Annotated in this window: 23 protein-coding genes and 1 tRNA gene; 14 read left to right on the forward strand and 10 right to left on the reverse strand. The window is 72.4% G+C overall.

The annotated features are described in order from the left end of the window. Positions 1 to 11: 11 nt before the first annotated feature. From QQM39_RS28930 to QQM39_RS28975, 10 genes are all read left to right on the forward strand, one after another. Positions 12 to 527 carry a flavin reductase family protein gene (locus QQM39_RS28930; protein WP_302000489.1) on the forward strand — a complete coding sequence of 172 codons (516 nt, stop codon included), beginning with the start codon at positions 12 to 14 and terminating at the stop codon, positions 525 to 527. Continuing rightward, on the forward strand, positions 524 to 1,423 hold the full coding sequence (locus QQM39_RS28935; RefSeq protein WP_302000490.1) for an EamA family transporter: 900 nt from the start codon (positions 524 to 526) through the stop codon (positions 1,421 to 1,423). The genes QQM39_RS28930 and QQM39_RS28935 overlap by 4 nt, the downstream gene beginning before the upstream one ends. Further along, entirely contained in the window at positions 1,420 to 1,695 is a 276-nt protein-coding gene (locus tag QQM39_RS28940) for a hypothetical protein (RefSeq protein WP_302000491.1), read from the forward strand. Before QQM39_RS28935 ends, QQM39_RS28940 begins: the two co-directional genes overlap by 4 nt. Before the next feature lie 117 nt (positions 1,696 to 1,812). Then, entirely contained in the window at positions 1,813 to 3,039 is a 1,227-nt protein-coding gene (locus tag QQM39_RS28945; RefSeq protein ID WP_302000492.1) for a fatty acid desaturase, read from the forward strand. A gap of 81 nt (positions 3,040 to 3,120) precedes the next feature. Beyond that, on the forward strand, positions 3,121 to 3,573 hold the full coding sequence (locus QQM39_RS28950) for a cobalamin-dependent protein (RefSeq protein WP_302000493.1): 453 nt from the start codon (positions 3,121 to 3,123) through the stop codon (positions 3,571 to 3,573). Further along, positions 3,570 to 5,042 (forward strand): methylaspartate mutase, encoded by a 1,473-nt coding sequence (locus tag QQM39_RS28955; protein ID WP_302000494.1) that lies wholly within the window; start codon positions 3,570 to 3,572, stop codon positions 5,040 to 5,042. Before QQM39_RS28950 ends, QQM39_RS28955 begins: the two co-directional genes overlap by 4 nt. A 7-nt stretch (positions 5,043 to 5,049) precedes the next feature. Beyond that, positions 5,050 to 6,012 (forward strand): quinone oxidoreductase, encoded by a 963-nt coding sequence (locus tag QQM39_RS28960; protein WP_302000495.1) that lies wholly within the window; start codon positions 5,050 to 5,052, stop codon positions 6,010 to 6,012. 72 nt (positions 6,013 to 6,084) lie between these two features. After that, entirely contained in the window at positions 6,085 to 7,008 is a 924-nt protein-coding gene (locus QQM39_RS28965; protein WP_302000496.1) for a DMT family transporter, read from the forward strand. A gap of 60 nt (positions 7,009 to 7,068) precedes the next feature. Next, positions 7,069 to 8,622 (forward strand): pyridoxal-dependent decarboxylase, encoded by a 1,554-nt coding sequence (locus tag QQM39_RS28970; protein WP_302003761.1) that lies wholly within the window; start codon positions 7,069 to 7,071, stop codon positions 8,620 to 8,622. A 65-nt stretch (positions 8,623 to 8,687) separates the two neighbouring features. Beyond that, the gene (locus QQM39_RS28975; RefSeq protein WP_302000497.1) at positions 8,688 to 9,824 is read left to right on the forward strand and encodes an LLM class flavin-dependent oxidoreductase; all 1,137 of its coding nucleotides are present in this window, start codon (positions 8,688 to 8,690) and stop codon (positions 9,822 to 9,824) included. A gap of 12 nt (positions 9,825 to 9,836) precedes the next feature. On the opposite strand, the gene QQM39_RS28980 is transcribed toward QQM39_RS28975, so the two are convergent. Then, on the reverse strand, positions 9,837 to 11,669 hold the full coding sequence (locus tag QQM39_RS28980) for a bifunctional diguanylate cyclase/phosphodiesterase (RefSeq protein WP_302000498.1): 1,833 nt from the start codon (positions 11,667 to 11,669) through the stop codon (positions 9,837 to 9,839). A gap of 345 nt (positions 11,670 to 12,014) precedes the next feature. Between QQM39_RS28980 and QQM39_RS28985 the strand changes: the two genes are divergently transcribed. Further along, the gene (locus QQM39_RS28985; protein ID WP_302000499.1) at positions 12,015 to 13,463 is read left to right on the forward strand and encodes a M6 family metalloprotease domain-containing protein; all 1,449 of its coding nucleotides are present in this window, start codon (positions 12,015 to 12,017) and stop codon (positions 13,461 to 13,463) included. A gap of 281 nt (positions 13,464 to 13,744) precedes the next feature. On the opposite strand, the gene QQM39_RS28990 is transcribed toward QQM39_RS28985, so the two are convergent. The 7 genes from QQM39_RS28990 to QQM39_RS29020 all read right to left on the reverse strand — a co-directional run bounded on the left by QQM39_RS28990 (position 13,745) and on the right by QQM39_RS29020 (position 20,365). Then, positions 13,745 to 13,818: transfer RNA gene (locus QQM39_RS28990), tRNA-Lys, on the reverse strand. Further along, positions 13,809 to 14,399, reverse strand: coding sequence for a bifunctional DNA primase/polymerase (locus QQM39_RS28995; RefSeq protein ID WP_302000500.1), 591 nt, complete (start codon positions 14,397 to 14,399; stop codon positions 13,809 to 13,811). The genes QQM39_RS28990 and QQM39_RS28995 overlap by 10 nt, the downstream gene beginning before the upstream one ends. A gap of 154 nt (positions 14,400 to 14,553) precedes the next feature. Continuing rightward, positions 14,554 to 14,919 (reverse strand): hypothetical protein, encoded by a 366-nt coding sequence (locus QQM39_RS29000; protein ID WP_302000501.1) that lies wholly within the window; start codon positions 14,917 to 14,919, stop codon positions 14,554 to 14,556. 353 nt (positions 14,920 to 15,272) lie between these two features. Then, the gene (locus QQM39_RS29005) at positions 15,273 to 16,607 is read right to left on the reverse strand and encodes an AAA domain-containing protein (protein ID WP_302000502.1); all 1,335 of its coding nucleotides are present in this window, start codon (positions 16,605 to 16,607) and stop codon (positions 15,273 to 15,275) included. Further along, on the reverse strand, positions 16,604 to 18,226 hold the full coding sequence (locus QQM39_RS29010) for a hypothetical protein (protein WP_302000503.1): 1,623 nt from the start codon (positions 18,224 to 18,226) through the stop codon (positions 16,604 to 16,606). Before QQM39_RS29010 ends, QQM39_RS29005 begins: the two co-directional genes overlap by 4 nt. Then, the gene (locus QQM39_RS29015; protein WP_302000504.1) at positions 18,217 to 19,413 is read right to left on the reverse strand and encodes a hypothetical protein; all 1,197 of its coding nucleotides are present in this window, start codon (positions 19,411 to 19,413) and stop codon (positions 18,217 to 18,219) included. Before QQM39_RS29015 ends, QQM39_RS29010 begins: the two co-directional genes overlap by 10 nt. Further along, the gene (locus tag QQM39_RS29020) at positions 19,364 to 20,365 is read right to left on the reverse strand and encodes a phosphatase PAP2 family protein (RefSeq protein WP_302000505.1); all 1,002 of its coding nucleotides are present in this window, start codon (positions 20,363 to 20,365) and stop codon (positions 19,364 to 19,366) included. Before QQM39_RS29020 ends, QQM39_RS29015 begins: the two co-directional genes overlap by 50 nt. A gap of 185 nt (positions 20,366 to 20,550) precedes the next feature. On the opposite strand from QQM39_RS29020, the gene QQM39_RS29025 reads away from it, so the two are divergent. Next, the gene (locus tag QQM39_RS29025) at positions 20,551 to 21,147 is read left to right on the forward strand and encodes a histidine phosphatase family protein (RefSeq protein WP_302000506.1); all 597 of its coding nucleotides are present in this window, start codon (positions 20,551 to 20,553) and stop codon (positions 21,145 to 21,147) included. 37 nt (positions 21,148 to 21,184) lie between these two features. Here QQM39_RS29025 and QQM39_RS29030 read toward each other — a convergent pair whose 3' ends face one another. Continuing rightward, positions 21,185 to 22,693, reverse strand: coding sequence for a hypothetical protein (locus tag QQM39_RS29030; RefSeq protein WP_302000507.1), 1,509 nt, complete (start codon positions 22,691 to 22,693; stop codon positions 21,185 to 21,187). 251 nt (positions 22,694 to 22,944) lie between these two features. Here QQM39_RS29030 and QQM39_RS29035 point away from each other — a divergent pair, with 251 nt between their 5' ends. Both QQM39_RS29035 and QQM39_RS29040 read left to right on the forward strand, forming a co-directional pair. Beyond that, complete coding sequence (locus tag QQM39_RS29035; protein ID WP_302000508.1) at positions 22,945 to 23,397, forward strand: hypothetical protein; 453 nt, start codon at positions 22,945 to 22,947, stop codon at positions 23,395 to 23,397. 68 nt (positions 23,398 to 23,465) lie between these two features. Continuing rightward, a complete protein-coding gene (locus QQM39_RS29040; protein ID WP_302000509.1) occupies positions 23,466 to 24,335 on the forward strand; it encodes a spermidine synthase in 870 nt (289 codons plus the stop codon). 20 nt (positions 24,336 to 24,355) lie between these two features. Here QQM39_RS29040 and QQM39_RS29045 read toward each other — a convergent pair whose 3' ends face one another. Beyond that, positions 24,356 to 24,877 carry a hypothetical protein gene (locus QQM39_RS29045; protein WP_302000510.1) on the reverse strand — a complete coding sequence of 174 codons (522 nt, stop codon included), beginning with the start codon at positions 24,875 to 24,877 and terminating at the stop codon, positions 24,356 to 24,358. Between the last annotated feature and the right edge of the window lie 106 nt (positions 24,878 to 24,983).

Genomic DNA, 24,983 nt, shown 5'->3' on the forward strand with positions numbered 1-24,983 from the left:
GGGGGCAAGTCATGAACGTGCTGGCCGATGACGTGCGGCGGCCGGTGGATCCGGCGGTCTTCCGCGACGCGATGGCACTGCTCGCGGCCCCGCTGACCATCGTCACCACGCTCGACGCCCAGGGTCACCGCCAGGGCTTCACCGCGAGCTCCGTGACGTCGGCGTCCCTCGAACCGCCGCTGCTGCTGGTGGGCCTGTCGAACACCTCCAGCTGCCGGCCGGCGCTGACCCAGTCGGACGGCTTCGTCGTCAACGTGCTCGGCGAGCAGCACGCCGAGGTCGCCGGCCGGTTCGCCGCGCGGGACGTGGACCGGTTCGCGGAGCAGGACTTCGGCAGCTGGCCGGGGTGCGGACTGCCGTATCTGACCGACGCGAACGCCGTGCTGCGGTGCACCACGGTGGACCGCGTCCCGGTCGGCGACCACCTGTTGCTGATCGGCGAGTTGACCGGCGTCCTCACACCCGGCTCGGCGCCGCCTCTGCTGTGGTACCAGCGCGCGTTCCGCTCCACCCGGAGGGCCTCGTGAAACCGGCCCACGTGCTGCTCGCCGTTCTGATCACCGCCGTATGGGGGGTCAACTTCTCGGTGATCAGGATCGGGCTGGACTCGGTGGACCCGTTCGTCCTGGCCGGACTGCGGTTCCTGCTCTGCGCCCTGCCCGCCGTCTTCTTCATCCGGCGGCCCGACGTGCCCATGCGGTACGTCGCCGGGTACGGCCTGGTCTTCGGCGTCGGCCTGTGGGGCGTCGTCAACCTCGGTATCGCGACCGGGCTGTCCTCCGGGGTGGCGTCGCTGGTGCTGCAGTTCAGCGCCTTCAGCACGATCCTGCTCGGCGCGGCGGTGTTCCGGGAGCGGGTGTCGCGTCACCAGTACGCGGGCGCTCTGCTGGCCCTGCTCGGCCTCGGCGCCATCGCCTTCGTCACCGACGGCAGCGTCACCGCCCTGGGCGTGGTGCTGGTGCTGTGCGGTGCCCTGTCGTGGAGCGTGGCCAACATCCTGCTGAAGAAGTCGGCGCCGAAGGACGTCCTGGCGTTCCTCGTGTGGTCGAGCCTCTTCTCACCGCTGCCGCTGTTCGCCCTGGGCTGGGCGACCGGGGGGTCGGCCGTGTTCACGGATCTGGTGTCGGGGCTCGACTCCGTGGCCGTGCTGTCGATCCTCTTCCAGGCCTACCCGAACACCGTCTTCGCGTACGCCGTCTGGAACTGGATGCTGCGGGAGTACCCCGTCTCCACCGTCGCCCCGCTGTCGCTGCTGGTGCCGGTCTTCGGGCTGCTGGGGTCGGTGCTGATCTTCGACGAGCGGCTGCCGGGCATCAAGTCGCTCTCCATGGCTCTGATCATTCTCGGCCTGGTGGTCGGTCTCTACGGCAACCGGGTCGCCACCGCGTTCAAGAACGTGAACCGTCTGGGGGAGGTCCGATGAATCAACACGCAATGATCCCGGGGGTCGTCGACGGGACGGTGTCCGTCTCGCTCGACCACGCGGGAAACGTCACTCTCCACGTCCTCGTCGGAGACGTCGGGCTCTCGGGTGCCGGCGGGGGCGACTACGTGGAGATCGTCCTGGGTCCGGAGCACGCCGGCGAACTCGGCGAAACGCTGCGCGGCGTCAATCACCGCAGCCAGACGGTGCCCTGCTCGGTGGGCGTCCGCTTCGACTCCCGCCCCTCGGCGCTGAGCACGGCCGCCTGCTGAACGCAACGACGAACAGCGCACCGGAAGAACCGCAGCGGAAGAACCGCACCGGAAGAACCGCAGCGGAAGAACAGACAAGCACGGAAACAGAGAACCACGGAACCGATTGGAGCTGTTGTGTCGGCGATCAACTCCGCAGTCCGGAGTGCCGGTGTCGAACCCTCGTCCCCGCCCGGGCCCGGTGACGCCCGCGAGTCCATGGCCCGCCTGCCGAAGGCGCTCCAGTACCCGCTGACCCTGTTCACGGGAAAGGCGCTGCCCGGCCAGGCCGCCCCGGGCTGGACTCCCACCCTGCACCTGGCCACGGCGCTCTCCTCCACGGTGGCGGGTGTCCTGATCGGCGCCCTGGGCTGGGTGCTGGGCGGTGGCTGGCTGCTGCTCCTCATACCCGGCTGGGCGAGCACGCTGCACGGCATGCGCAACCTGCGGATGATGATCTACCACCAGTGCTCGCACCGGAACATGTACCGGCAGCGGAAGCTGGACCGCTTCATCGGGCACGGCATCTCCAGCCTGCTCATCATCCAGAACTTCCAGCGCTACAGCCGCGAGCACGTCAAGGACCACCATGCCGCCGGGCACATGACGCTCAAGGACCCCACCGTCCAGGCGTTCCTGGTAAGCCTCGAACTGCACCCTGGTATGACGCGCCGTCAGATGTGGCGCCGGCTGCTGGGCAAACTCGTCTCCCCGCGCTTCCACTTCGCCTTCGCGGTCGCCCGCACCCGTGCCTTCTGGAGCGAGTCGGCCCGCAGCGAGAAGGTCTCCGCGCTGGTGCTGTACGGCGCCGCCGTCACGGCCGGCATACTCACCGGCGCCTGGCCGGCCCTGCTGGTGATCTGGTTCGTGCCGCTGATCCCGCTGTTCCAGATGAGCAACACGCTGCGCCTGTGCGTCAAGCACACCTTCCCCGAACCCGGGGTGGAGGTCCGCCACGGCCGTGAGTACTTCTCCAGCCTGACCAACGCCATCTTCATCGGCGACCCCGTCCCCGCCGTCGGCCTCCCCCTCGGGCAGCGCCTTTCGGCCTGGGCCCGCTGGACGCTGCGGCTGGTGTTCCTGCACGCGCCGTCCCGCTACCTGGTGCTCACCGGCGACACCGTGGTGCACGACTACCACCACCGCTACCCGGCGGCCCGGAACTGGGCGAACTACATCTTCGCCCGCCAGGAGGACATCGACACCGGCCACCAGGGCTGGCCCCCGTACCACGAGGTCTGGGGCCTCGTCCCCGCCATCAGCCACGTCTTCGACTCGCTGTCCCGCGCGGACGCCCAGGAGTACGACATCAACCATCTGAAGGCGGTCAGCAAGCGCGAACTGTTCGCGGCCTTCGACGACTGACGGCCGGCGCGACCGGTGCGGCCGGCGCGATCGACAACGGACAAGACCGCAGACAGAAACGTGGGACGAGGAAACAGGTTCATGCAGAGCCAGCAAGCAACAGCAACCCGCACGGTGATCCTCGGCGTGGCCGCCAGCGACAGCCACGCCGTGGCCAACCATCTGATCGCGTACTCGTTGCGCGGCGTCGGCTTCGATGTCGTCAACCTCGGCACATGCACCCCCGTCGAAGAGTTCGCCACAGCGTGCGGCGAGCATCCCGACGCCGAAGCCGTCATCATCGGCAGCCTCAACGGCCACGTCCACGAGGACCTGCGCGGACTCGCGGAGGCCAAGAACTCCGGGCAGATCGCCTGCCCGGTCATCGTCGGCGGCAACCTCTCCGTCGGCAGCCACAAGGACGCGTCGGACCACGAGCGCCTCTATGCCCTCGGCGTCGACCACATCCTGGCCGACCCGGCCCAACTGCCCGCGCTCCTGGACCTGTTGCGCGCCACGCGGGAGCACGCGGCGCCCATGCGTACGGCGTCATGACGAGGACGCACAAGCCGCTGGCCCTTCTCGGCGCCCCCGCCGGGAAGGGCCCCTCGGCGCACACCCCCGCCGGGGACACGGACCCGGGCCTGCCCACCCTCGCGGAGTCGGCCGCCTACATCGGCGCGCTCGGCAAACCGACGGCCGCCGACGTCCTCGAGGCCTGCCGTGCCTCGGGCCGGGTGGCCATCCAGCCCCGGTGCGGGGTCGGCGGGCACGCCGAGATGATGCACCTGCTGACCACCCTGGAGGCCGAGGCCCGCCCCGACATCCTCACCCTCACCATCGACTCGCACACCCGGCTCAAGCGGTTCGAGGAGGCGCTGCGCACCCTCAACCTGCGCCCCGCCGACCTCAACGGCTATCCCCTGGTCGCCCACGGCTGGCGGCGCGGCCGGGAGCTGAACGAGTCGGTCGCCGCTCCCCTGGAGATCCGGCACGGCTCACCGGACGCCAGGCGGCTCTTCGACGTCTCCGTCGCGTCCGGGATCACCTCGTTCGAGGGCGGCGGGATCTCGTACAACCTGCCGTATTCCAAGGCGGTGCCGCTCACCGAGTCCCTCGCGGCCTGGCAGGACGTCGACCGCCGCTGCGGCGAGCTCGCCGAGCACGGCGTGATCATCGACCGGGAGCTGTTCGGCACCCTCACCGCCGTCCTGGTGCCGCCCTCCATCAGCCTGGCCATCAGCGTCATCGAGGCGGTGCTGGCCGCACGCGCGGGCGTGCGCTGCGTCTCCGTCGCGTATCCGCAGGGCGGCCACCTCGCCCAGGACATCGCGGCGCTGCGCTGCATCCCCGTCCTCGCCGAGCGCTACCTGCCCGCCGGTGTCCAGGTGCACGCCGTGCTGCACGAGTTCATGGGGGTCTTCCCCCGGCAGCGCGGCAACGCCGAGGACCTCATCCTCTACGGCGCGCTGGTGGCCCGGCTCGGCGGCGCCTCCAAGCTCATCACCAAGACCTACCAGGAGGCGTACGGCATCCCCGACACCGGGGCCAACGTGGCGGGCCTGAGGCTCGCGGACCGGGCCAACTCACCGCTGCTGGGCTTCCTCACCGTCGACGAGGCGAGCATCGCCGACGAGCGGGAATGGATCCTGGCGGAGGTCGCCGACCTGGTCGAACCGCTGATCGAGCGGGCCGACCTGATCGAGGCGGTCGCCGAGGCGTTCGACCGGGGCCGGCTGGACATCCCGTTCAGCGCCAGCCGCCATGCCCGCTCGGACATCATCCCGCGGCGCGACGCCGAGGGCGCCATCCGCTATCTGTCGGCGGGGTCCCTGCCGTTCTCCGCGGCCAACCGCCGCCGCAACGAGGAACTGCTCCAGGCAGTGCCCGACGCCGAGGCCGGGCTCGGAAACCTGATGGCCGGACTCACCGGTGACATCAACTACTTCCGCCATGTTTTCGAAGAGACCGACCAGACAACGTCACTGGGCGGAACCAGTGCCGACATCCCAGCGAGCAAGTGAGGTACCCATGCGCGCGATCCAGGTGAGCGGGGCAGGCGGCTCCGCGGCCCTCGACCCGACCGAACTGGCCGAGCCCACGCCGGCACCCGGCGAGGTCGTGGTGCGCAACGCCGCGATCGGACTCAACTTCATCGACGTCTACTTCCGCGACGGCACCTACCCCACGACGTATCCGTTCGTCCCCGGCCAGGAGGCGGCGGGCACCGTCACCGCCGTGGGCGAGGGCGTCGAGGGCGTCGCCGTGGGCGACCGGGTCGCCTACGCCACCCAGCTGGGCGCCTACGCGGAACTCACCGCCGTACCGGCCGCCAAGCTGGTGCCCGTCCCCGAGGGCGTCGAACTCCGTGACGCCGCGGCCGTGCTGCTGCAGGGCCTGGCCGCGCACTACCTCACCCACACCACACACCCGATCGTCACCGGTGAGAACGTGGTCGTCCTCGCCGCGGCCGGCGGCCTCGGCCAGCTGCTGGTACAGCTGGCCGCGCACGGCAAGGCGACCGTGATCGCGGTCGCCTCCAGCGAGGAAAAGCGCCGGATCGCGCTGGCGGCCGGTGCCCAGCACGCCCTGCCCTACGACGGCTTCGACGAGCGGGTCCGGGAGATCACCGGCGGCGAAGGCGCCCATGTCGTCTACGACTCGGTGGGCGCGGACACCTTCGACCGCAGCCTCGGCTCGCTGCGCCGCCGCGGCCACCTCGTGGTCTGCGGGCTCTCCAGCGGCCCGGTCGGCGCGATCGACGTCGAACGGCTGCGTACGGCGGGTTCCGTGACCCTGACCCGGCCGTCGCTCGCCGACCACGTGCCCGACGCGGCGTCCCTGCGCGCCGCCGCCGCGGAGCTGTTCGGCTACGTCGCCGACGGCGTCGTACGGCCGCGCGTGCAGGTCGAGCTGGACCTGGCCGAGGCGGCGCGGGCCCACGACCTGCTCGAGGGCCGGGGCACGACCGGGAAGGTCCTGCTGACGCCCTGACGGCGCGGCGCGGCGGACTGCACGAAGGAAGCGCCGAGGACGGTGCCGAAGAGCGCCGAGGAAGGCTGAATCATGAGTGTCGAAGCGGGAGTCGGGACGAAGGCCGCGCATGCCGCCGTCACGGTGGGCAGCACGGACACGGCGGGCCCGCGGGCCAGAGGGCTCGGCACGGTCCCGGCGCCGCTGCTGATGATGATCGGCATGGTCAGCACCCAACTGGGCGCGGTCTTCGCCAAGCAGTTGTTCGGCACGGTGGGCCCCGCCGCCATGACGGTGCTCCGTCTCGGCTTCGCCGCCGTGGTGCTGTTGCTGTGGTGGCGGCCCTCGTTCCGCCTGGATCGGCGCACCGCCCTCGCGGTGGCCGGCCTCGGGATCACCATCGCGGGCATGAACATCTGCTTCTACCTGTCCATGGCCCGCATGCCCGTCGGCGTGGCGCTGACCGTCGGCATGGCCGGACCGCTGATGGTCGCCGCGCTGTCCAGCCGGCGGGCGCGCGACCGGCTGTGGACCCTGCTGGCCGGCGCGGGCATCGCCATGCTCGGCTGGCAGGGAGGCGCCGCGGGCCTGACGGGGATGCTGATCGCCGCCGCCTGCGCCGTGTTCTGGGGTGCGTATGTGCCCATGTCCGCCCGGGTCGGCGCGCTGCTGCCGGGTGGTGGCGGGCTCGCCCTGGCCATGCTCTTCGGCACCGTGTGCGCCCTGCCGTTCGGACTCGCCGAGGGCGGGGCGGCCCTGGCCGACCCATGGGTGCTCGCCTTCGGGTTCGGCGTCGCGATGCTGTCCTCGCTCGTGCCCTACACCTGCGAGATGGAGACGCTGCGCCGGGTGTCGGCGCTGGTCTTCGGCGTGCTGCTGAGCCTGGAGCCGGCGATCGGCGCCGTTGTCGCGCTGATCGTGCTGAGCGAGACCCTGTCGCCCGGTCAGGTGATAGGCCTCACGTCCGTCGTCGTCGCGTCGATCGGGGTCATCCGCAGCACCCGTACCGCCTCCTGAACCCGCCCCGGCTCCGCCCCGAGCACCGAACCCCACAGAAGGACGAGATTCGTGAACGACATGAACCCCGCCACCACCGGCACCGACCGGCGCGTGGCACTGGCGGGCACCGCCGACGGCATCGAGCAGCTGCGCACGCTGGTGGACACCGCCCTCGACGCGGTCTGCGACGCGGCCGTCAAACGAGGTGGCCCGGTCGTCGCGGGCGGCCCCGGCGCGGCGATCGCCGCCGTGCGGGACCTGGTGCGCCAGGACGGATTCCTGACCGGCGCACCGGGACCGGACCGCGTGGGCGAGCTGTTCGAGGCGTACGCGACCTGGGCCGCCGATCTCACGCATCCGGCGGCCGTCTCGCGCATGCAGTGCGCGCCCACGCCCGCCGCGGTCGCCGCCGAACTGCTCGCCGCCGTCCTCAACCAGTCCCTCCACTCGTGGGAGAGCGGCCCCTTCGCCCTCGAACTGGAGCGCCGGCTCATCCGCGAGATAGCCGGCTGGGTCGGCTACGACGAGGAGGCGGCGTCCGGGACGCTCACTCCCGGCGGGAGCATCTCCAACCTCATGGGGCTGCTGCTCAGCCGCGACCACGCGCTCGGGGACATCGCCGACGGTGACGTCTCGCAGACGGGACTGGTCGGTCAGGGGGCGCGGCCGCGGATCCTGTGCTCCGCGGCCGCCCACTTCTCCATCGCCCGTGCCGCCGGCTTCCTGGGGCTGGGGCGCGACGCGGTGGTGAAGGTGCCGGTGGACGACATGGGCCGGATGATCCCGGACGAGGCCCGCCGCCTGCTCGACGGATTCGGCCCGGACGAGACACCCATCGCCCTGGTGGCGACCGCGGGCACCACCGACCACGGCTCCTTCGACCCGCTGCCGGAGCTCGCCGCCCTGGCCGCGGAGCGCCGGACATGGCTGCACGTCGACGCCGCGTACGGGATCGGGGCCCTGTTCTCCCAGACCCTCGCCACGCACCTCGACGGTCTTGCCGAGGCCGACTCCATCGCCTTCGACCTGCACAAGTTCGGCTGGACCCCGGCGTCCTCCAGCGTGCTGCTGGTGCGTGACCGGGCCCGGATGAGCCCGCTCACCCAGCAGGCCGTCTACCTCAACCCGCCGGACGACGAGGCGGAGGGATACACCGCGCTCCTGGGGACGTCGCTGCAGACCACCCGCCGCTCCGACGCCTTCAAAATCGCGGCGTCGCTGCTCGCCCTCGGCCGCAAGGGCATGGGCGACTGGGTCGACGCCTGCCACGCGCAGGCCAGGCATGCGGCCGCCCGCATCGCCGGCGACCCCGACCTCGAACTGCTCGCCGAACCGGTGCTCAGCACCGTGATCTTCCGGTGCCGGACCAGTGGGCCCATCGACGACGAGAGCGCCTGGAACGCCGCGGTCCGGCGGCACCTGATGGCCGAGGGACGGGCCCTCCTCGCCCGCACGAAGGTACGGCGCCCGGACGGCGAGCTCCAGGTGCACCTGAAGCTGGTCTTCCTGAACCCGGCGACCACGACCGCTGAGATCGACGCACTCCTGGACGACGTCGTCACCGCGGCCACGGAGGTCCGGGAGGCGAGGGCGCGGGCGGGCGCCGGCCGTTCCGCCCCTGGAGCGGAATAACCGGAGAGTGCCTCCTGTTGGATGGGTGCGGACAGCGCACGGCACCACAACAGGAGGCACCCACCGTGGCGGCAGACGAGACCAGGGGCGACACGGCACGAGGCGGGGAGACCCAGGCCGACGGGATCCGGGGCACCACCCAGGGCACCGCCCCCGTCCCCCTCTCCGTCCTGGACCTGGTCACCGTCAGCTCCGGCCGCACCGCCACCGACGCCCTGCGCACCAGCGTCGAACTCTCCCGCCTCGCGGAGTCCCGCGGCTTCCACCGCTACTGGGTCGCCGAGCACCACTCCATGCCGGGCGTGGCCTCCTCCTCCCCGGCCGTGATCCTCGCCCACCTCGCCGCCCACACCACCCGCATCCGCCTCGGCTCCGGCGGCGTGATGCTCCCCAACCACGCCCCCCTCGTCATCGCGGAACAGTTCGGCACCCTGGAGGCCATGGCCCCCGGCCGCATCGACCTGGGCCTCGGCCGCGCCCCCGGCACGGACGGCGCCACAGCAGCCGCCCTCCGCCGCACCGACCTCCTCAACGAGGGCGCCGACGACTTCCCCGAGCAACTCGCCGAGCTCACCCGCTTCCTCGACGACGACTTCCCCGACGGCCACCCCTACCGCCGTATCCACGCCGTCCCCGGCCCCGTCCAGGCGACGTCCCCCGGCGGCGTCCAGTCCCCGCACCGCCCGCCGGTCTGGCTGCTCGGCTCCTCCGGCTTCAGCGCCCGCCTCGCCGCCGTCCTCGGCCTGCCCTTCGCCTTCGCGCACCACTTCTCGGCACGGAACACCGTCCCGGCCCTGGACCTGTACCGGGAGTCCTTCCAGCCGTCGGCCGTCCTCGACGAGCCCTACGCCCTCATCGGCGTCTCCGCCCTCGCCACCGACGACGAGAAGGAGGCCCGCCGCCAGATCAGGGCCGCCGCCCTCAGCATGATCCGCCTGCGCACCGGCCGCCCCGGCCTCATCCCCACTCCCGAAGAGGCCGAGGCCTACGAATTCACTGCGCTGGAGCGCGAGTTCGCCGACTCCTGGAACGCCAACGTCATCCACGGCACCCCCGACGAGGTCCGCGCCGGCCTCGACGACCTCCAAAAGCGCACCGGCGCCGACGAGTTGATGATCACGAGCAACGCGCCCGGCACGGACATACGCCTGCGCTCGTACGAACTCCTCGCGGATGCCTACGGATTGCCCACGGCCGCGTAGGCCCCCGGAACCTCACACCCGCACACCCAGCAACTCGGAGATGCGATCCGGCGGCACCGGCCGTGAGTACAGCCACCCCTGGCCGGTGTCGCAGCCGATCCGGCGCAGCCGCGAGGCCTGCGCCAGCGTCTCCACACACTCCGCGGTGACCGTCAGCCCCAGCCGGTGGGCAAGCTGGATCATCGCCTCGACCACGACCTCGTCGGCGGGGTTCGGCGGCACGGCGGTGCTGTTGTCGCTCTCGTACTGGAAGCCCCGTACGAAGGAACCGTCCAGCTTCAGGACCGAGACCGGCAGCCGACTGAGGTAGGCCAGGTTCGAGTAGCCCGTGCCGAAGTCGTCGATCGCGATGCGCACGCCCATGTCGCTGAGTGCCTGGAGGGCCTGGAGCGGCCGTCCCGCCGAACCCATCACCGCCGATTCGGTGAGCTCCAACTGGAGCAGGTGCGGGGCGAGTTCCGTCTCGTCGAGGATCCGCGCCACGTCCGCGACCAGGTCGGAGTCCCAGACCTGGCGTACGGCCACGTTCACGCTCACGAAGATCGGCGGCTCGTCGGGGTGCGTGACCTGCCAGGCGCGGGCCTGGCGGCAGGCGGTCGCCAGGATCCAGCGGCCGAGCGGCACGATCGAGCCGTCCTCCTCGGCCAGTCCGATGAACCGATTCGGCGCCAGTACGCCGAACTGAGGATGTTTCCAGCGGACAAGCGCCTCGACGCCGCGCAGCCTGCCGTCGCCCATGCTCACCAACGGCTGGTACTCCAGGGCGAATTCACCGCGGTCGATGGCCGGGCGCAGGGTGGAGGCGAGGGCCTGGCGGGTCATGCGGTGGGCGTTGCGTTCGGGGTCGAAGAGCGTCCAGCGGTCCTTGCCGTCGGCCTTCGCCCAGTACAGCGTCGTGTCGGCGGCCTGCATCAGGGCGGTCGGGGTGGTGCCGGCTGCCTGGCGCTCCACGACGCCGATCGAGGCCGACACCGACAGGCGCCGGCCGGAGAGGTCGAAGGGCGCCCGCAGGGACTCCAGTACCGACTCGGCGAGGTCGGCCAGTTGCTCGGTGCCCGTCGAGTCCTCGACGAGCAGGGCGAACTCGTCACCGCCGAGCCGGGCCACCAGCGGCGGGATCGACCTGGTCAGCCCCGCCTCCTCGGCGCAGTGCGTGAGCCGTTCGGCCACGGCGGCCAGCAGGCTGTCACCGACGCGGTGGCCGAGGGTGTCGTTGATCGCCTTGAAGCCGTCAAGGTCCAGATAGCACAGCCCGATTCGGCCGGTCGTGCCGTTCTCCTCGTACGACTCCGCCTCCAGCGCCGCCGACAGCCGCTCGAAGAACAGCGTGCGGTTGGGCAGCCGGGTCACCGCGTCGTGCATCTGCAAGTGCCGCAGCTTCGCCTGGAGTTCGCGGTGGTCGCTGATGTCGGCGACGGAGAGCAGGACGCCGCCCGGCTCCTCGGCGGGCAGGGGGGCGACCGTGACCTGGACCCACAGGGAGTGTCCGTCCGGGTGCTTCAGGCGGCGTGTGCAGCGCAGTTGGGCCTGGCGGCCGCGCAGCACCTCGCGGTAGGCGTGCCAGGCGCGGGCGTCGGAGGTGAGGTCCACCAGATCGGCGGCGACGCAACCGGCCAGCTCCGCGGGCCCTTTACCGAGCAGCTCGGCGAAGGCGGGGTTGGCACCGGTCACCAGACCCTCGCGGTCGACCACGGCCATTGCCAGGGGGGCGGCCGAGAAGACGGAGGAGTAGGGAGGCGTCAGAGGTGGCGCCCCGGTACGGGGGGGTGTCTGTGCGTTACTCTCTGTGACGGCCGGCCGGATGAGGTCTGCCGTAGGCGTCGGCCCTTCGGACGTTCCGCTCACCGCTCGCTCCCGCAGTGCACTCGATCTCGGATGGGTCTCATCGGAATGGCCGGCCGGGGGGTGGTCGGCCGCCAGGCCGTGTCCGTGCAGGAAAGTGTCAGGAAAGTGTGCCGATCATAGAGGCTGGTCCCGGGCCCTTCCAGCCACTGTTCAGTGTTCCCATGTGACCCGACCTTCTGACAGATCGTTTCTGCCCGCACCTGGACGGCTTCTTCGGGCCCTCGACCGATTGTGACGTTCCGTGAGCGATTCGGGGGGGTCGATTCTGGCGATCCCTCGGCCCTCTCACCCATCCGGTGCAGGCAAACAGGGCGTAGTACGACAATCTGACTGAGGCTGGGTGCGGTGTCCCGTGAACCGCTCCCGGAGGTCGACGTGCCGCGTCAGTTCCCCCTGCTCCCCGGCATGGGCCGGCTGTGGGAGTGGCCCCGACTGCGCAGCACCGCCGCACTGTTCACCACGATGTCGGCACTCGCCGCGACGTCCCTGGTCGCCGGCCCTTCGACCGCCGAACCCTTCGACACGACGCCCTGCGCCCTGGAGCGCACGGAGGCCCACCACTCCGAGGGCCTGGACACCTGGAACGCCGCCTATCCGCGCCCGACCCGCGAACTCGACGCGGTCATGGTGTTCCTGTCCTTCCCCGACTCGGCACCCCGGACGACACCCGCCGAACTGACGGCCGACCACTTCCCGGCCACCACCCGCTTCTTCGAACGCGCCTCCTACGGCAGATTCACCCTGCGCCCGCATCCACTGCGGCACTGGATCCCGATGCCGAAGCCGTCCACCGCGTACGCCATACAGCGTGACTGGCACGTCGACGACCGGGCTGCCTATCTGCGCGACGCGCTCGCCGCGGCGGACCGGAAGGTGGACTTCTCCCGCTACGACGTCGTCTACTTCGTCGCCGACCCGGACGCGCCCGGCGTCGACTCGGACGCCACGAAGGTCGTCAACCTGGACACCCCGCTGCGGGCCGACGGCACGGACATCCGGCGCGTCGTCACGGTGTTCGAGGACCATCCGCCGGACCGGCTGGTCCTCGCCCACGAGACCGGCCACGTCTTCGACCTGCCGGACCTGTACCACCGCCCGGCGGACGGCAAGGGCGACTGGGACACCTACGTCGGCGACTGGGACCTGATGGGCAGCCAGTTCGGGATGGCTCCGGACCTGTTCGGCTGGCACAAGTGGAAACTGGGGTGGCTGGAGCCCCGGCAGGTGGTGTGCGTGCGGGGGAGCGGCACCAGAGGCACGCGGCTGACGCTGGAGCCGCTGTCGGTGGGGCCGGGTGCCATGCCTGTGCGGACGGGTGCGGCGGGGGCTGCGGGGGTGCCCTGGCCGCCGGGGGCGTTCGATGGGGTCGGTGGGCTCGGCGCGGCCGGTGCGGCCGGTGCGTACGGCGCGCTCGGCGGGGTCGGCGCGGTCGGGGCAGTGCCGGGCTTCGGGCTGGGCAACGGCACCAAGCTCGCCGTCGTGCGCACCGGTCCCGAAAGCGCCCTGGCCTTCGAGGTGCGCGGCCCGGTGGGCAACGACGCGCAGGCCTGTCGGCAGGGGGTGCTGGTGTACCGGGTGCGCAGCCAGGCCGACTCCGGGGGCGGGCCGGTCGAGGTGATCGACGCCCACCCGCGCAGCGAGGCCTGCTGGGAGCAATCCGTGTATCCGCCCCTCGCGGACGCGCCGGTCGGGCTCGGGGAGAGCTTCACCGTGCCGGGGGACGGGGTGCGGGTGGAGGTGGAGGGGCGTACGGCTTCGGGGGCGTGGACGGTGAAGATCACGGCGGTCGGATAGCGCCTGCGCCGGGTTCGGGTAACGCTCACGCCGGGGGGAGGGGTGCGTGACGGCCGGGCGGTGCGCCGGGGCGAAACGGTACGCCGGGGCGCACGCGAAAAGCCCCTCGCTTCCGCGAGGGGCTTCCACTGTCTGTGCGCCGCCAGGGACTCGAACCCCGGACCCGCTGATGCTGCATTCCCCGGGGGCTGACCCCGGACCCCCAGCCGCCCCTGCGGGACCGGGAGAGCCGACCTCAAAAGCGAAAGCCCCTCGCTTCCGCGAGGAGCCTTCACCGTCTGTGCGCCGCCAGGGACTCGAACCCCGGACCCGCTGATTAAGAGTCAGCTGCTCTAACCAACTGAGCTAGCGGCGCCTGCTGACGTCGTAGACCTTAGCACCCTGGTCGGCGTGGGGAAAAATCGATATCCGAACGGCCGCGCGGGCCGCCCGCACGGCTGCCCAGAGCAGCACCTCGGGGCCCGGTAACCAGGGATGACGGGTGTCGGGGGCGACCAGCCAGCGGGAGCCGGAGGGGGCGTCCGTGCCGGACCCGGCCGGGACGGTCACCGCGTCCCCCGTGCCGTGGCACAGCAGTGGCGGGACGTCACCCGCGCGGCCGAACTCCTCCCACCGCAGCAGCGACGGCAGCCGCTGGGCGGTGCCGGGCGCGGCGAACAGCAGCATCCGGCCCCGGAACATCGCCACCGGCCCCGATCCGGGCCCCTCCTCCCACAGCTGGTCGACCATGCGTCGCCCGAAGACCGTGGGCGCGCTCACGATGTCGAACACGGAACCGCAGGCCAGGACCACGGGGGCCGTCGGCTGCTCGTCCCAGAGCGCCCGGATGCTGCGCGGATACGGTTCTGCGGAGGCGAGCCAGGCGGCGCCGTCCGCGGTGAGGGAGGCGGCGGTGAGGGAGGCGGGGGAGGGCGGGGCGTTGCGTGTGCTGCTCATGGCAGATACATCTACCGACGGTGAGCGCGCGGTTCCCGAGAGTTCCCGGAAATCGGGACAGGGCGGGGTGGCAGGGCGTATCTTGCCCGCCTGGCATATGCCCTTGGGGCACCCGCGTCGGTCCCTCTCGTCGGTCCCTCTCGGTCCGCGAAGGTCACACCGGGTCGACGTGGCCGGGCCCCTCGACCCCCCGCATGAGATCCCTGCCGAACTCCACCATCTTCTTGGCGTAGTCCTCGGTCCATTCGGCCTGCGCGGCGATGTCGGCGGGCGTCAGCCGGTCGAACCGCCGGGGGTCCGCCAGCTGGGCCGCCGCGATGGCCTGGAACTCCACCGCCCGGTCCGTCGCCGCCCGGAACGCCTGCGTCAGCTCGGTCGCCCGCGCCAGCAGCGCCCGCGGGTCGTCGATCGACTCCAGGTCGAAGAAGTGCTCCGGGTCGGCGGCCACCTCCGCGGGCTCGAAGAGCAGGGGCGCGGGGCGTAGCCGCGGTTCGTTCCGACGCGGCGTGGGCTCCGCCATGTTTTCTCCTTCTCCCGCATCACCGATCTGGTACGTCACCGATCTCATTGCTCCCCGGCGACCAACCCCCGCAACCGGGCACCCCCCGGTGAACCGGTCCACAGTCCATTGTCCCGCGCTCGCGCAAGTGGGCGCCGTGACAGGTCAGCCGGGCTGCCGTCACCCAGGCCGCCACTCGACCCGATGCTCCGCCAGCCGCGCCAACACCGCGTGATGCGCCCCCCAACCATCCGGGCTGTGTTCATTGGCCGCCTCCGGCGGCGTGCCGCGGTATCGGTATGCCGTTGCCGCGGCGGGCGTCCGGCGATGGGGGGCGTTGCGGTCTGCGCCGATGGCCCGCGTGCCGTGTTCGTTCACGGCCGCCACACCACCCGATGCTCCGCCAGCCGCGCCAACACCGCGTGATTCGCCTCCCAACCATCCGGAAACTTCACCACCGTCCCCAGCTGCACCGGCTCCGTCGACGGATAGTCGTCCAGCAGCTCGCTCACCCCGGCCCGGCACACCACGATGCACGCGTGACGGTGGCGGGAGGCGAGGACGCACAGGCGGCCCGTCTCCAGGTGGAAGGCGGTGGCGTCGGGGCGGCCGGAGAGGGGGTGGAGGACGACCGTGACGTCGTACTCGCGGCCCTGGAGGCGGTTCGCGGTGTCGACGGTGACGTCCGTCACGCCCAGCTCGGCGAGTGCCGCCCGGACCGCCGCCGCCTGGTCCCGGTGTGCCGTGCCGACCGCGATCCGGTCGGCGGTGAGGGGCGCGGGGTCGGGCGAGCGCTCCGACGTCGCCGCGCCGCCGCGGTCCAGCAGACGCCGTACGACCGTCGCCACCGCCCGTACCGCCTCGGGGTCCGTGCGCGGCGTGTGCCGGGCGGGCAGTTCCAGCAGGCCCCAGCCCGACTCCGCCGCCTCGTCGATCACCCGGTCGGGGCCCGAGCCGTCCGACGGGACCGCGAAGGAGAGGTGACGGTCGCCGTGGTCCGTGCCGCTGCGGAACGGCGTGTACGGGTAGAAGGCGTCGGAGACGAGGGGCGCGGCGGACGCGGGGAGCCGCCAGGACACCGGCAGGCGGTGTTGCGGCAGCTCGGGGTTGTGGGCGAGGAGGGTGGTCACGGCGGAGGCCGAGGGATCGTACGACAGGCCCGCCCACTGCTCGCTGCCCACGATCGCGAACGGGTCCAGCTGACCCGGGTCGCCGACGAACAGCGCCCGCTCGAACAGGCAGGCCACCGCGAGCAGCGAGTCCGAGCGCATCTGGTACGCCTCGTCCACGATCGCGTGCCGCCAGGGCTCGTCGACCTTGACGTGCGCCCACTTGGCCGCCGTGGAGATGACGACCGAGAGGCCGCCCAGATCGCCCGCCTTCGCCGACTTGCGTACGTTCGGCAGGTCGTCCAGCGCCTTGTCGTACGGGTCGGCGTCGCTGCTGTGCAGCCGGCCCACCGGCAGCTCGGGGTTCTTCTCGGCGAGCCTCAGCACCAGGTCGTCGACCTGGGCGTTGGTCTGCGCGACGACCATCAGCGGGCGTCCGGCGTCGGCGAGTTCCAGGGCCGCGCGGACGACGAGCGTGGACTTGCCGGCGCCGGGCGGGGAGTCGACGACGACACCGCGCGCGGTGCCGTGCAGCGTGTCGCTGAGGATCGCGTCGGTGGCCTCGGTCGCCGCGGCACCGGGGTCGAACACGGCGGTCACAGCACATCCTCCTCGGTCAGGGGATCGGCGGCCTCGGACTCCTGCTCCCCGGGCGGCCCGCCGTGCGTCCACGGCGTCTGCTCCGGGTCGGGCAGCTTGGCCCCGCCCCGCTGCTCGTGCTCGAACAGCGTGAAGCAGACCAGGTCGCCCTTCTCCGGCACGGACCCCGCCTCCGGCTCCTTGCCGCGGCCCATCTTGTCCAGCACGCGCAGCACGACCAGCGCACCGCCGTCCTCGCCGTTCTCGTCGGGGGCATCCTCGTGGCCGACGAACTCCGCCGCCTGCGGTTTCCCGCCCAGCGACCGGAACACCTTGGCCCGCTCGCCCAGATGCGGCCGGTCGTCCGTGCGGACGGTGACCAGCGGGCGCGGGCTCGGCCGCTTGCTCTCGCTGTACGCCATGACGACCTCGGTGACCTCGCCCGCGAACGCCTCCCCGGCCAGCCGCCGTCCCGCCATCACCAGCGGGTCGTCGAGCGCCTCCTGCGCGTCCAGGCGGGCCTGTTCGCGCTCGCGCGCGGCGAGCTTGTTGGCGGCGGTGACCGCGTCGTCCCGGCGCGGCTGTGGGGGCTCGCCGGCGAGGACGCGGTCGCGGTGGCCGGTGAACGACCAGCGGTCGCGGGTCCACCGCTCCTCGACGTGCTGCCCGGCCTCGGGCAGGTGGGACCGCAGCAGGTCCAGGCCGCGCCACACCGCGTCCCAGGTGGGCCGGGTCCGGGTCTCGACGAGGGCGCGGATCTCCCGCTCGGCGGCCGTGAGGTCACCGAGCCGGTCGTCGGCCTCCAAGCCGTCCTCGGCGGCGGCGAGGGCGGTACGGGCGCGGTCGTAGCGCTCGATGGCGGGGGCGAGCAGCTTGTTGTCGAAGGCCGGGTCGGTGGCCGGGCCCGCGGGTGGGCACAGCAACTGGCCCTCCCGGTCCCGCGCGAGCTCCGCCCGCAGCGCCGCCTCGGCGCCCGTCTCACCGTCCGGCCGGTCGAGCCAGGCGAGCAGCGCGCCCAGGTGCTGGTCCTCCAGGGTGGACTGGCCGGTCACCCAGTGCCGGGCCAGTACGTCCGTCATGGCCAGCAGCAGCGAGGAGCCGGGTACGCGGGCCCGCTCGCCGAAGTGGGTCAGCCAGCGGCCGAGCAGCGGTACGCGCGGGGGCGCGGGATAGGGGGCCTCCGGGTCCTGTTCCGCCGTACGCCTGAAGCGCATGGAGCGGCCCAGGAGCCGTACGAAGTCGATGCCCGCGCGGCTCGGCACGATCAGCTGAGGGGCATCGGCGCACAGCTCGACCTCGACCTTGACCCGCTTGCCGGTCTCCGGATCGGTTTCATTGCGCTCGGCCGCCTCGACGACTTCCGCGTGGGCGTCGATGTACGGCAGGACGACGTCCGCCAGCTCGGACAGGAACGCGAACCTGAGGTCGCGGTCGCGGGGCTGCGGTACGACCAGCAGGTGCGGGGCGTCCCGGTCGGTGCCGACCAGTGCGCCGAGCGGGGCGCCGGCCTCACCGGCGGTGGTGAGCGGCACGAAGACCAGGGGGCGGTCGGACAGGTGCCGGTGGCGGACGGTGGCGGCGGGCTGGGCGCGGCCGGTGCTGACGGCTTCGAGGCGGGCGAGGGTGGAGATCAGTGACACGGGGCCACCGCCTCCGTGCCGATGGCTTCCGACTCACTCCCGAGGGCATCCGCCGCACGGCCGGGCGCCCCGGTTTCCCGGCCGAGGGCCTCGGCCCGCAGCCGCGCCGCCCGGCGCAGGGCCGCCACCGCCGGGTCGTCCGGGTCGCCGGACTCGCCGCGGGCCGCCGACAGGACGTCCTCGACCATCGTCAGGCCGCCCAGCTCGGCCCGCACCGAACGGCCCAGCGACGTCACCGCGCCGGACGCGCGGGAGCGGGCGCGGCAGTGGAAGGCCAGCTCGCAGGCGGACAGGCACTCGGGCGCGTAGGTCGCCGGGACCGACTCGACGGCTGCCGTCAGGTCGGCGGTGGGCAGGTCGGGGGAGAAGCAGGTACCGGCGGGGAGGGTGTCGGCGATGTCCTCGATGCGGGTGAGCCGGGCCAGCTGGCGCGAGGTCACCGCACGCTGCTTGCGGACGTCCACGGCCGAGGCGGTGGGGAGGTTGGAGAAGTCCTTGGGGCAGACGAGGAGGACGCGGTGGCGCACGCGCGGAGAGGGGTCCAGCCGGGCGGCGATCCGCTCCAGTGCCAGCACGTACACCGCCGACTGCCGGGCGGCCGCGCCCACCTTGGCGGGGTCCGCCGAACCGTCCAGCATCGGGAAGGACTTGATCTCCACGACCGTCCAGCTGCCGTCCGGGTGCACGACCACCGCGTCCGGCTCCAGGAAGGCGGGCGAGCCGGCGACGTCCAGCGCGAGCATCGGATGGTCGAGCAGGGTCCACTCGCCGCGCGCCTCGGTGGCCTCCCGCAGCGCCAGTGCCGTACGGGCGGTGCGGCCCTCGGGGCCGGTCGCGGTGAGCTCGGGCACGCGCGCGTGGGCGGGCGGTTCGGCCGAGCGGTCCAGTCTCTCGTGGACCAGCCGCAGCAGCTCCGCGCCGCCGTCCGCCTTGACCTTGGCCTCGAAGGCGTTGCCGCGCGTGAAGGCGAACTGCGACTGCCCGAACACCGACGGCGAGCCCAGCGCGCTCGCCAGTGCCGCCTTGTTCACCCCGGCGCCGTCCAGGATCGCGCGCCGCTTGCAGCCGGGGTTGGCGGCGAGGGCGGCCAGGGCGCGCGCGTCCAGCGCCTTGGCCGGTACGTCGGGACCGCGCAGCTCAGCGAGCCGGTGCCGGAGCGCCGTCCCCCGCGTCCTGGGGAGAGGCACTCGGCTCGGCTCCCGATCCGAACCGGGACTCGCGCTGCCGTGGAATTCGCTCACCCGCGGAAGTCTGGCATCCGCCACTGACAATTGAGGAAGAAGCGTCGTCGGAGGCCACGGTGACGGTCTCGCGCGTACCGATTGCGACCGTGCCGCCGGAGGCCGTCGCGACGGGTGCGACCTCCGCCCCGAACCGCGCCCGGACCCGGTCCGCGGTCCGCATGACGTACGGCGCCAGCAGCAGCCCGACGCCCATCACGGCGGCGCCCGCGGCCGCGTCGAGGAAGTAGTGGTTGGCGGTGCCCATCACCACGATCGTGGTGATCAGCGGGTAGGCGACGGCCGCCACCTTCGTGAGGCGCGTCCCGCCGTACCGCCACAGCATCACCCCGCACCACAGCGCCCAGCCGACGTGCAGACTCGGCATGGCCGCGTACTGGTTCGTCATGCCGCCCATGCCCTTCGGCGCGCTCGCCGCGCCGCCCCACCAGCCGTACGAGCTGTACTGGGCCATCGTGTCCACGAACCCGTGGCTCTCGGCGAGCAGCCGGGGCGGGCAGGTGGGCAGCAGGGTGAAGCCGATCAGACCTATGAAGGTCGACGTCATCAGCCAGGTGCGGGCCGCGCGGTAGTGCACGGTGCGGGACCTGAAGATCCAGACCAGGAGCACGGGTGTGACCAGGTAGTGCAGCGACGCGTACCAGAAGTCGGCCGGGACGCCGAGCCAGGGCTCTCGGGTGAAGAGGCGGTTGAGGGGGTGCTCCGCGTTGAGGTACAGAGCCTTCTCGATGTCCAGGATCGCCAGACCGTGGTCGACGGCCGTGCTGACATCACCCCGGGCCAGGAGCCGGCCCGCCGAATAGCAGGCGTAGACCAGCAGTATCAGCGGCAGCTCGGTCCACCAGCGCAGGCGGGTCCGCGGCGTCGCCTCCACGCCAGCTGTCTCGGCGTGTGGCATCCGATCGCCTCCCCCTTCTTGTCGCGGCGCCCGGTGGACCGGTCGAACCACTTTACGGTGTACGCGTGCGCCTCCTTCGGGCGCCCCGGACCTCAAGACGCAAAGATCGCCCCCCGGGTTGCCCGCGCACAGCGTGCGCGATGATGGACGGGTTCCGCCTCTCATTTCTCCCGGAAGGCCGCTCCATGGCACCGCGCATCCTGCTGGCCCGGCACGGACAGACGGCATGGTCGCTGGCCGGCAAGCACACGGGCAGGACCGATGTGCCGCTCCTGGAGGAGGGCCGCAGGGGCGCGAAGCTGCTGGGCGAACGCCTGCACCGGCCCCCGTTCGACGGGCTGGCAGGGATCGAGGTCCGCACCAGCCCCCTGTCACGCGCGCGTGAGACGTGCGAACTCGCCGGCTTCGGCGAACGCGCGCGTACCTGGGACACGCTCATGGAGTGGGACTACGGCGCGTACGAGGGCATGACCCCGGCGGACATCCAGGCCGTACGGCCCGGCTGGCTCATCTGGCGCGACGGCGTGCCCGAGGGCGAGAGCCTCGCCGAGGTGACCGCCCGGGCCGACGAGGTGGTGACGTGGGCGCGCGAGGCGGACCGGGACGTGCTGGTGTTCGCGCACGGGCACATACTCCGCTCCATAGGCGCGCGCTGGCTGGGCCTGCCGCTCGACTTCGCGGCGCGCATCCGGCTCAACCCGACGTCGCTGTCGGTGCTGGGATGGGCGTACGGGGAGCCGGCGATCGAGAGCTGGAACGACCTGGGGCACTTGGCGGCGTAAGCGTAAAGGGGGCCGGGTGCCGACAGGGGGCCGTCGGCTATGCCGTGCGCGGCACGCTCGCGTGCCTCTCCAGGAAGACCGACACCCCACTGGCCCGACGGTGCGGCAGCAGCACCCGTGCCGTTCCCGCCAGCATCGTCTGCACCCGCGAGGACTGCACCAGGTCCAGCAGGTCCAGCACCCGCATCCCGGCCGCGGCGGCCTCGTCGGGAAGGCCCCCGCGGGCCAGGTCGTCCGCCAGTTCCGCCGTGTACAGCGCGATGTTGCGCGTGAAGTGCGGATCCTGGAGCTGGGCCGCGCGCCCGGCGTGCCGCGCCGCCCGCCGCCAGTTGCCCAGCGTCGACCAGCACTGCGCCTCCAGGGCCTCCAGCTCGGCTTCTCCGTAGAAGCTCATCCACTCGGGGTCGGCGTCCGAGCGGCCCCGCTCGAAGAAGGCCACCGCGCGGGCGAGGGCCTGTTCGCAGCCGGTGCGGTCGGCGAGCCCCGCCCAGCCGCCCGCCTCACGCAGCGCGAGCAGCGACATCAGACGGGGGGAGCCCAGGGGGCGCGCGACGCGTTGCGCGGCCTGCGCCGCCCGGACCGCCTCGCGTGGCCGTCCCGCGTCCCGCGCGAGGAACGACGTGTTGCAGAAGGCGTGCGCCTCCAGCGCCGGGTCGCCCGCCATCCGGGCGGTCGCCAACGCCTCCGCGTAGTGCGAGCGCGCGTCGTCGAACCGCCCCGAGTCGTGCGCCAGCCACCCCACCGAGATGGCCAGTTCACCCGCGCCCGAGTGGAGCCGGTCGCCGATCGCCTGCCGGGTCGTGGCGGCGTCGAGCAGTGCGTAGGCGGCGCGCAGCGGGGCGGCCGCCCGCCGGTAGAGGCCGTCGGCGCCGTGCCGGTCGTCGAGCACCCGGATGCGGCGTACGGCTTCCTCGAGCGCGTCCGCCTCGTGCCCCCCGGCACGCCTGACGGGACGCGCCGCGGCCGCGGCGTCGAAGGTGAGCCCCAAGGGGCCCAGCGAGGCGGCGGCCACCGTGGCGCCCCCGCCGGTCATGAATGCGCGACGCAGCACGTCGCTCTCCTCGTGGATCTCGTCGTTCTCGTGGTTCTGCTGTGCGCCGTACGGCTCGTACGGCTCGTACGGCTCGTACGGCTCGTACGGGTCCTGCGGGTCTCGTGGGACATACGGCTCGTCGGCCCCCCACTTCTCACTCGTGGTGTGCGCCGGGCTCGTGGTGTGCACGAGGGGCGCGTCCTCGTCGGTGCGCGCCCGGCGTCCGCGTACGGACGAGCGGGGCGCGAAGCCGAGGTCGGTGAGCGTGCGGTCGGGGAACATGTGCAGGAACACCCGTTCGTACGCATAGTTGGGACACCGGATCTCACCGGCCTCGACCCGTCCGACATAACGCGCGTCACAGCTGACCCGCTCGCCGATCTCGCGGGCGGCCCGTCGTACCGCCGCGGCGAACTCGGCCGGCGAGCGCTGTCCGCGCAACTCCCGGAACGTGAGATTCGGCCGCGGTGGTCTGGGGTACTGCTGGGACGAGGTCAGCTCTGACAACGCCATGGCCGGGTCCTCCCGTGCGAACCGTCGAACCATGCCGGAACGAGGACGAGTTGAACCGAATATCCGTGTGGTGCCCTTGTCTCCGGCGGGCAAGAACGTACCTGCTGTAGCGGACCCGCCACGCTGTGTTTGGCTACAAACCGGATATCTCATACGTGATCTGCCATGAACTGCCATCCTTTGCGGCGGACTTCCGCCGTAGCCGTTGACGTCACGACGCGTTGAACTCTTCGGACTGCACAAGGGGTTCCGTGGTGGAGGTCGAGATGGAGACCAGCCAGAGCGTCGTTCCTCGTACGCCGTCGACAACGGCCGGGCACGCGCCGACAGCAGAGTTCAGCGAGCCGCCGGAGGTGGGCTGCGACGTGGTCACGGTTCCGGCGCGGCAGGGCCTGGAGGCGGTCGACATCCTGCGACGGGGCGCCTGCGACGGGGTCGGGCCCGTGCTGCACGACGACGGCAGCGACACACTGGGCTTCGTCGTCCCGCCGGGCACGGCGGCCGCCTGGGACGTGCCCGGCAGCACCTGCACCGAGACCGACGGCCGGGGACTCAGCCTGAACCTGAACCCCGAGCCGCCCGTCGAGGGCTCGGACTGGCTCCTGCCGCCCGGTGAGGCGGACCTGGCGACCGACCCCGCGGTGCTGCGGGCGGCGCTGGGCGAGGCGGCGCGGCTGATCGAGGCGGCCGACAACTGCCGGTGACGCGTGGCCGCCGGTGAGGCACGGCCCGACGGCGGGTGGGAGCGCCCGTACCCCCTGATAATGGCCTCGTGGGAAAGTCCAGGAACCCGAGGCGCTCCGGCGCGGCCGTCGCCTCCGTCGTCGAGACCGTCGACGGCGGGCTCGCCGAGCTCATACCCGACCGGGACCGGGCACGGGCCTGGACGCTGCTGATCGACGGGGCCCCGCAGTCGCACGTCGACCTCGACGACCCCGCCTACCTCTCCTTCGAGTACCAGCGCCGCCTCGGCCACGTCATCGACCTCGTCGCCCCGCCCGGCAAACCCGTACAGGCCGTACACCTCGGCGGTGGCGCCCTCACCCTCGCCCGTTACGTCGCCGCCACCCGCCCCCGCTCCACCCAGCAGGTCGTCGAACGCGACGCGCCCCTCGTCCAACTGGTCCGCCGCGAGCTGCCGTTGGACCGCGGCGCCCGCATCCGGGTGCGATCCGTCGACGCGCGCGAAGGGCTCGCCAAGGTGCCCGACGGATGGGCCGACCTCGTCATCGCCGACGTCTTCAGCGGAGCCCGCACCCCGGCCCACCTCACCTCGACCGAGTTCCTCGACGAGGTCCGCCGGACGCTGAAACCCGGCGGTTGGTACGCCGCCAACCTCGCCGACGGGCCGCCGCTGGCGCATCTGCGCGGCCAGATCGCCACCGCCGCCGCCCGGTTCGCCGAACTGGCACTGGTCGCCGACCCGACCGTGCTGCGCGGCAAACGCTTCGGCAACGCCGTCCTCCTCGCCGCCGACCTGCCGCTCCCGGTCGCGGAACTGACCCGCCGCGCCGCGTCCGACCCGCACCCCGGCCGGGTCGAACACGGCAGGTCCCTCACCGACTTCACGGGTGGCGCCGTACCGGTCACGGACGCGGCCGCGGTCGCGTCACCGGCGCCGCCGCCTTCAGTTTTCAGGTAGTTCGGCGTCCTTCGGGTGAGTCAGTAGTTCCCGATCTCCACCCGCGGCGGCCCGTCGTGCCACGTACAGAACACCGACACCCGGTCCGCGCCCGAGCCGAACTCCACCCGGATCCACGTCTCCGTCTTCCACACCTGCATCGACCAGCCCGCGCCCGGAGTGGCGGAGACGAGGGTCGCGGAGGTCTCGCCGATGTCGAAGACCACGCGGCCGCCGTCGGTGTCGTAGCCCTTGACCTGGCCGGAGGCGGTGGGGGTCGGGGAGGGACTGGCGGTTCTCGGGGGCGTCTTCGAGGGGGGCGGGGTGGTCCGCGGCGTCCTGCTCGGCTTCGGTGAGGGACTCCCCGACGGGGTCGGCCGCTGCGTCGACGAGGCCAGTGGCTTCGACTCCTGTGTGGTCGCGTCGGCCGCCGTGATGGGCAGGGCGCGCGGTGGGTCGTACGCCGTGCCCGCCATCACCGTGTGGACGCCCCACCACGACAGCGTGACCGCCGCGCCCGTGGCGAGCGACCAAGCGAGTACGTGTACGAGTCCTCTGCGCATCGCGGGCCATACTGCCTCACGCGTCCCGGGCGTGTCGCGCGGTTGTGCGTGGGGGTGGAGTTGCCCACAGGGGTGCGGTTGTCCACAGCTGGTGAGTTGTCCACAG

The sequence above is a fragment of the Streptomyces sp. DT2A-34 genome, from assembly GCF_030499515.1.
In the GTDB taxonomy this organism is placed as follows: domain Bacteria; phylum Actinomycetota; class Actinomycetes; order Streptomycetales; family Streptomycetaceae; genus Streptomyces.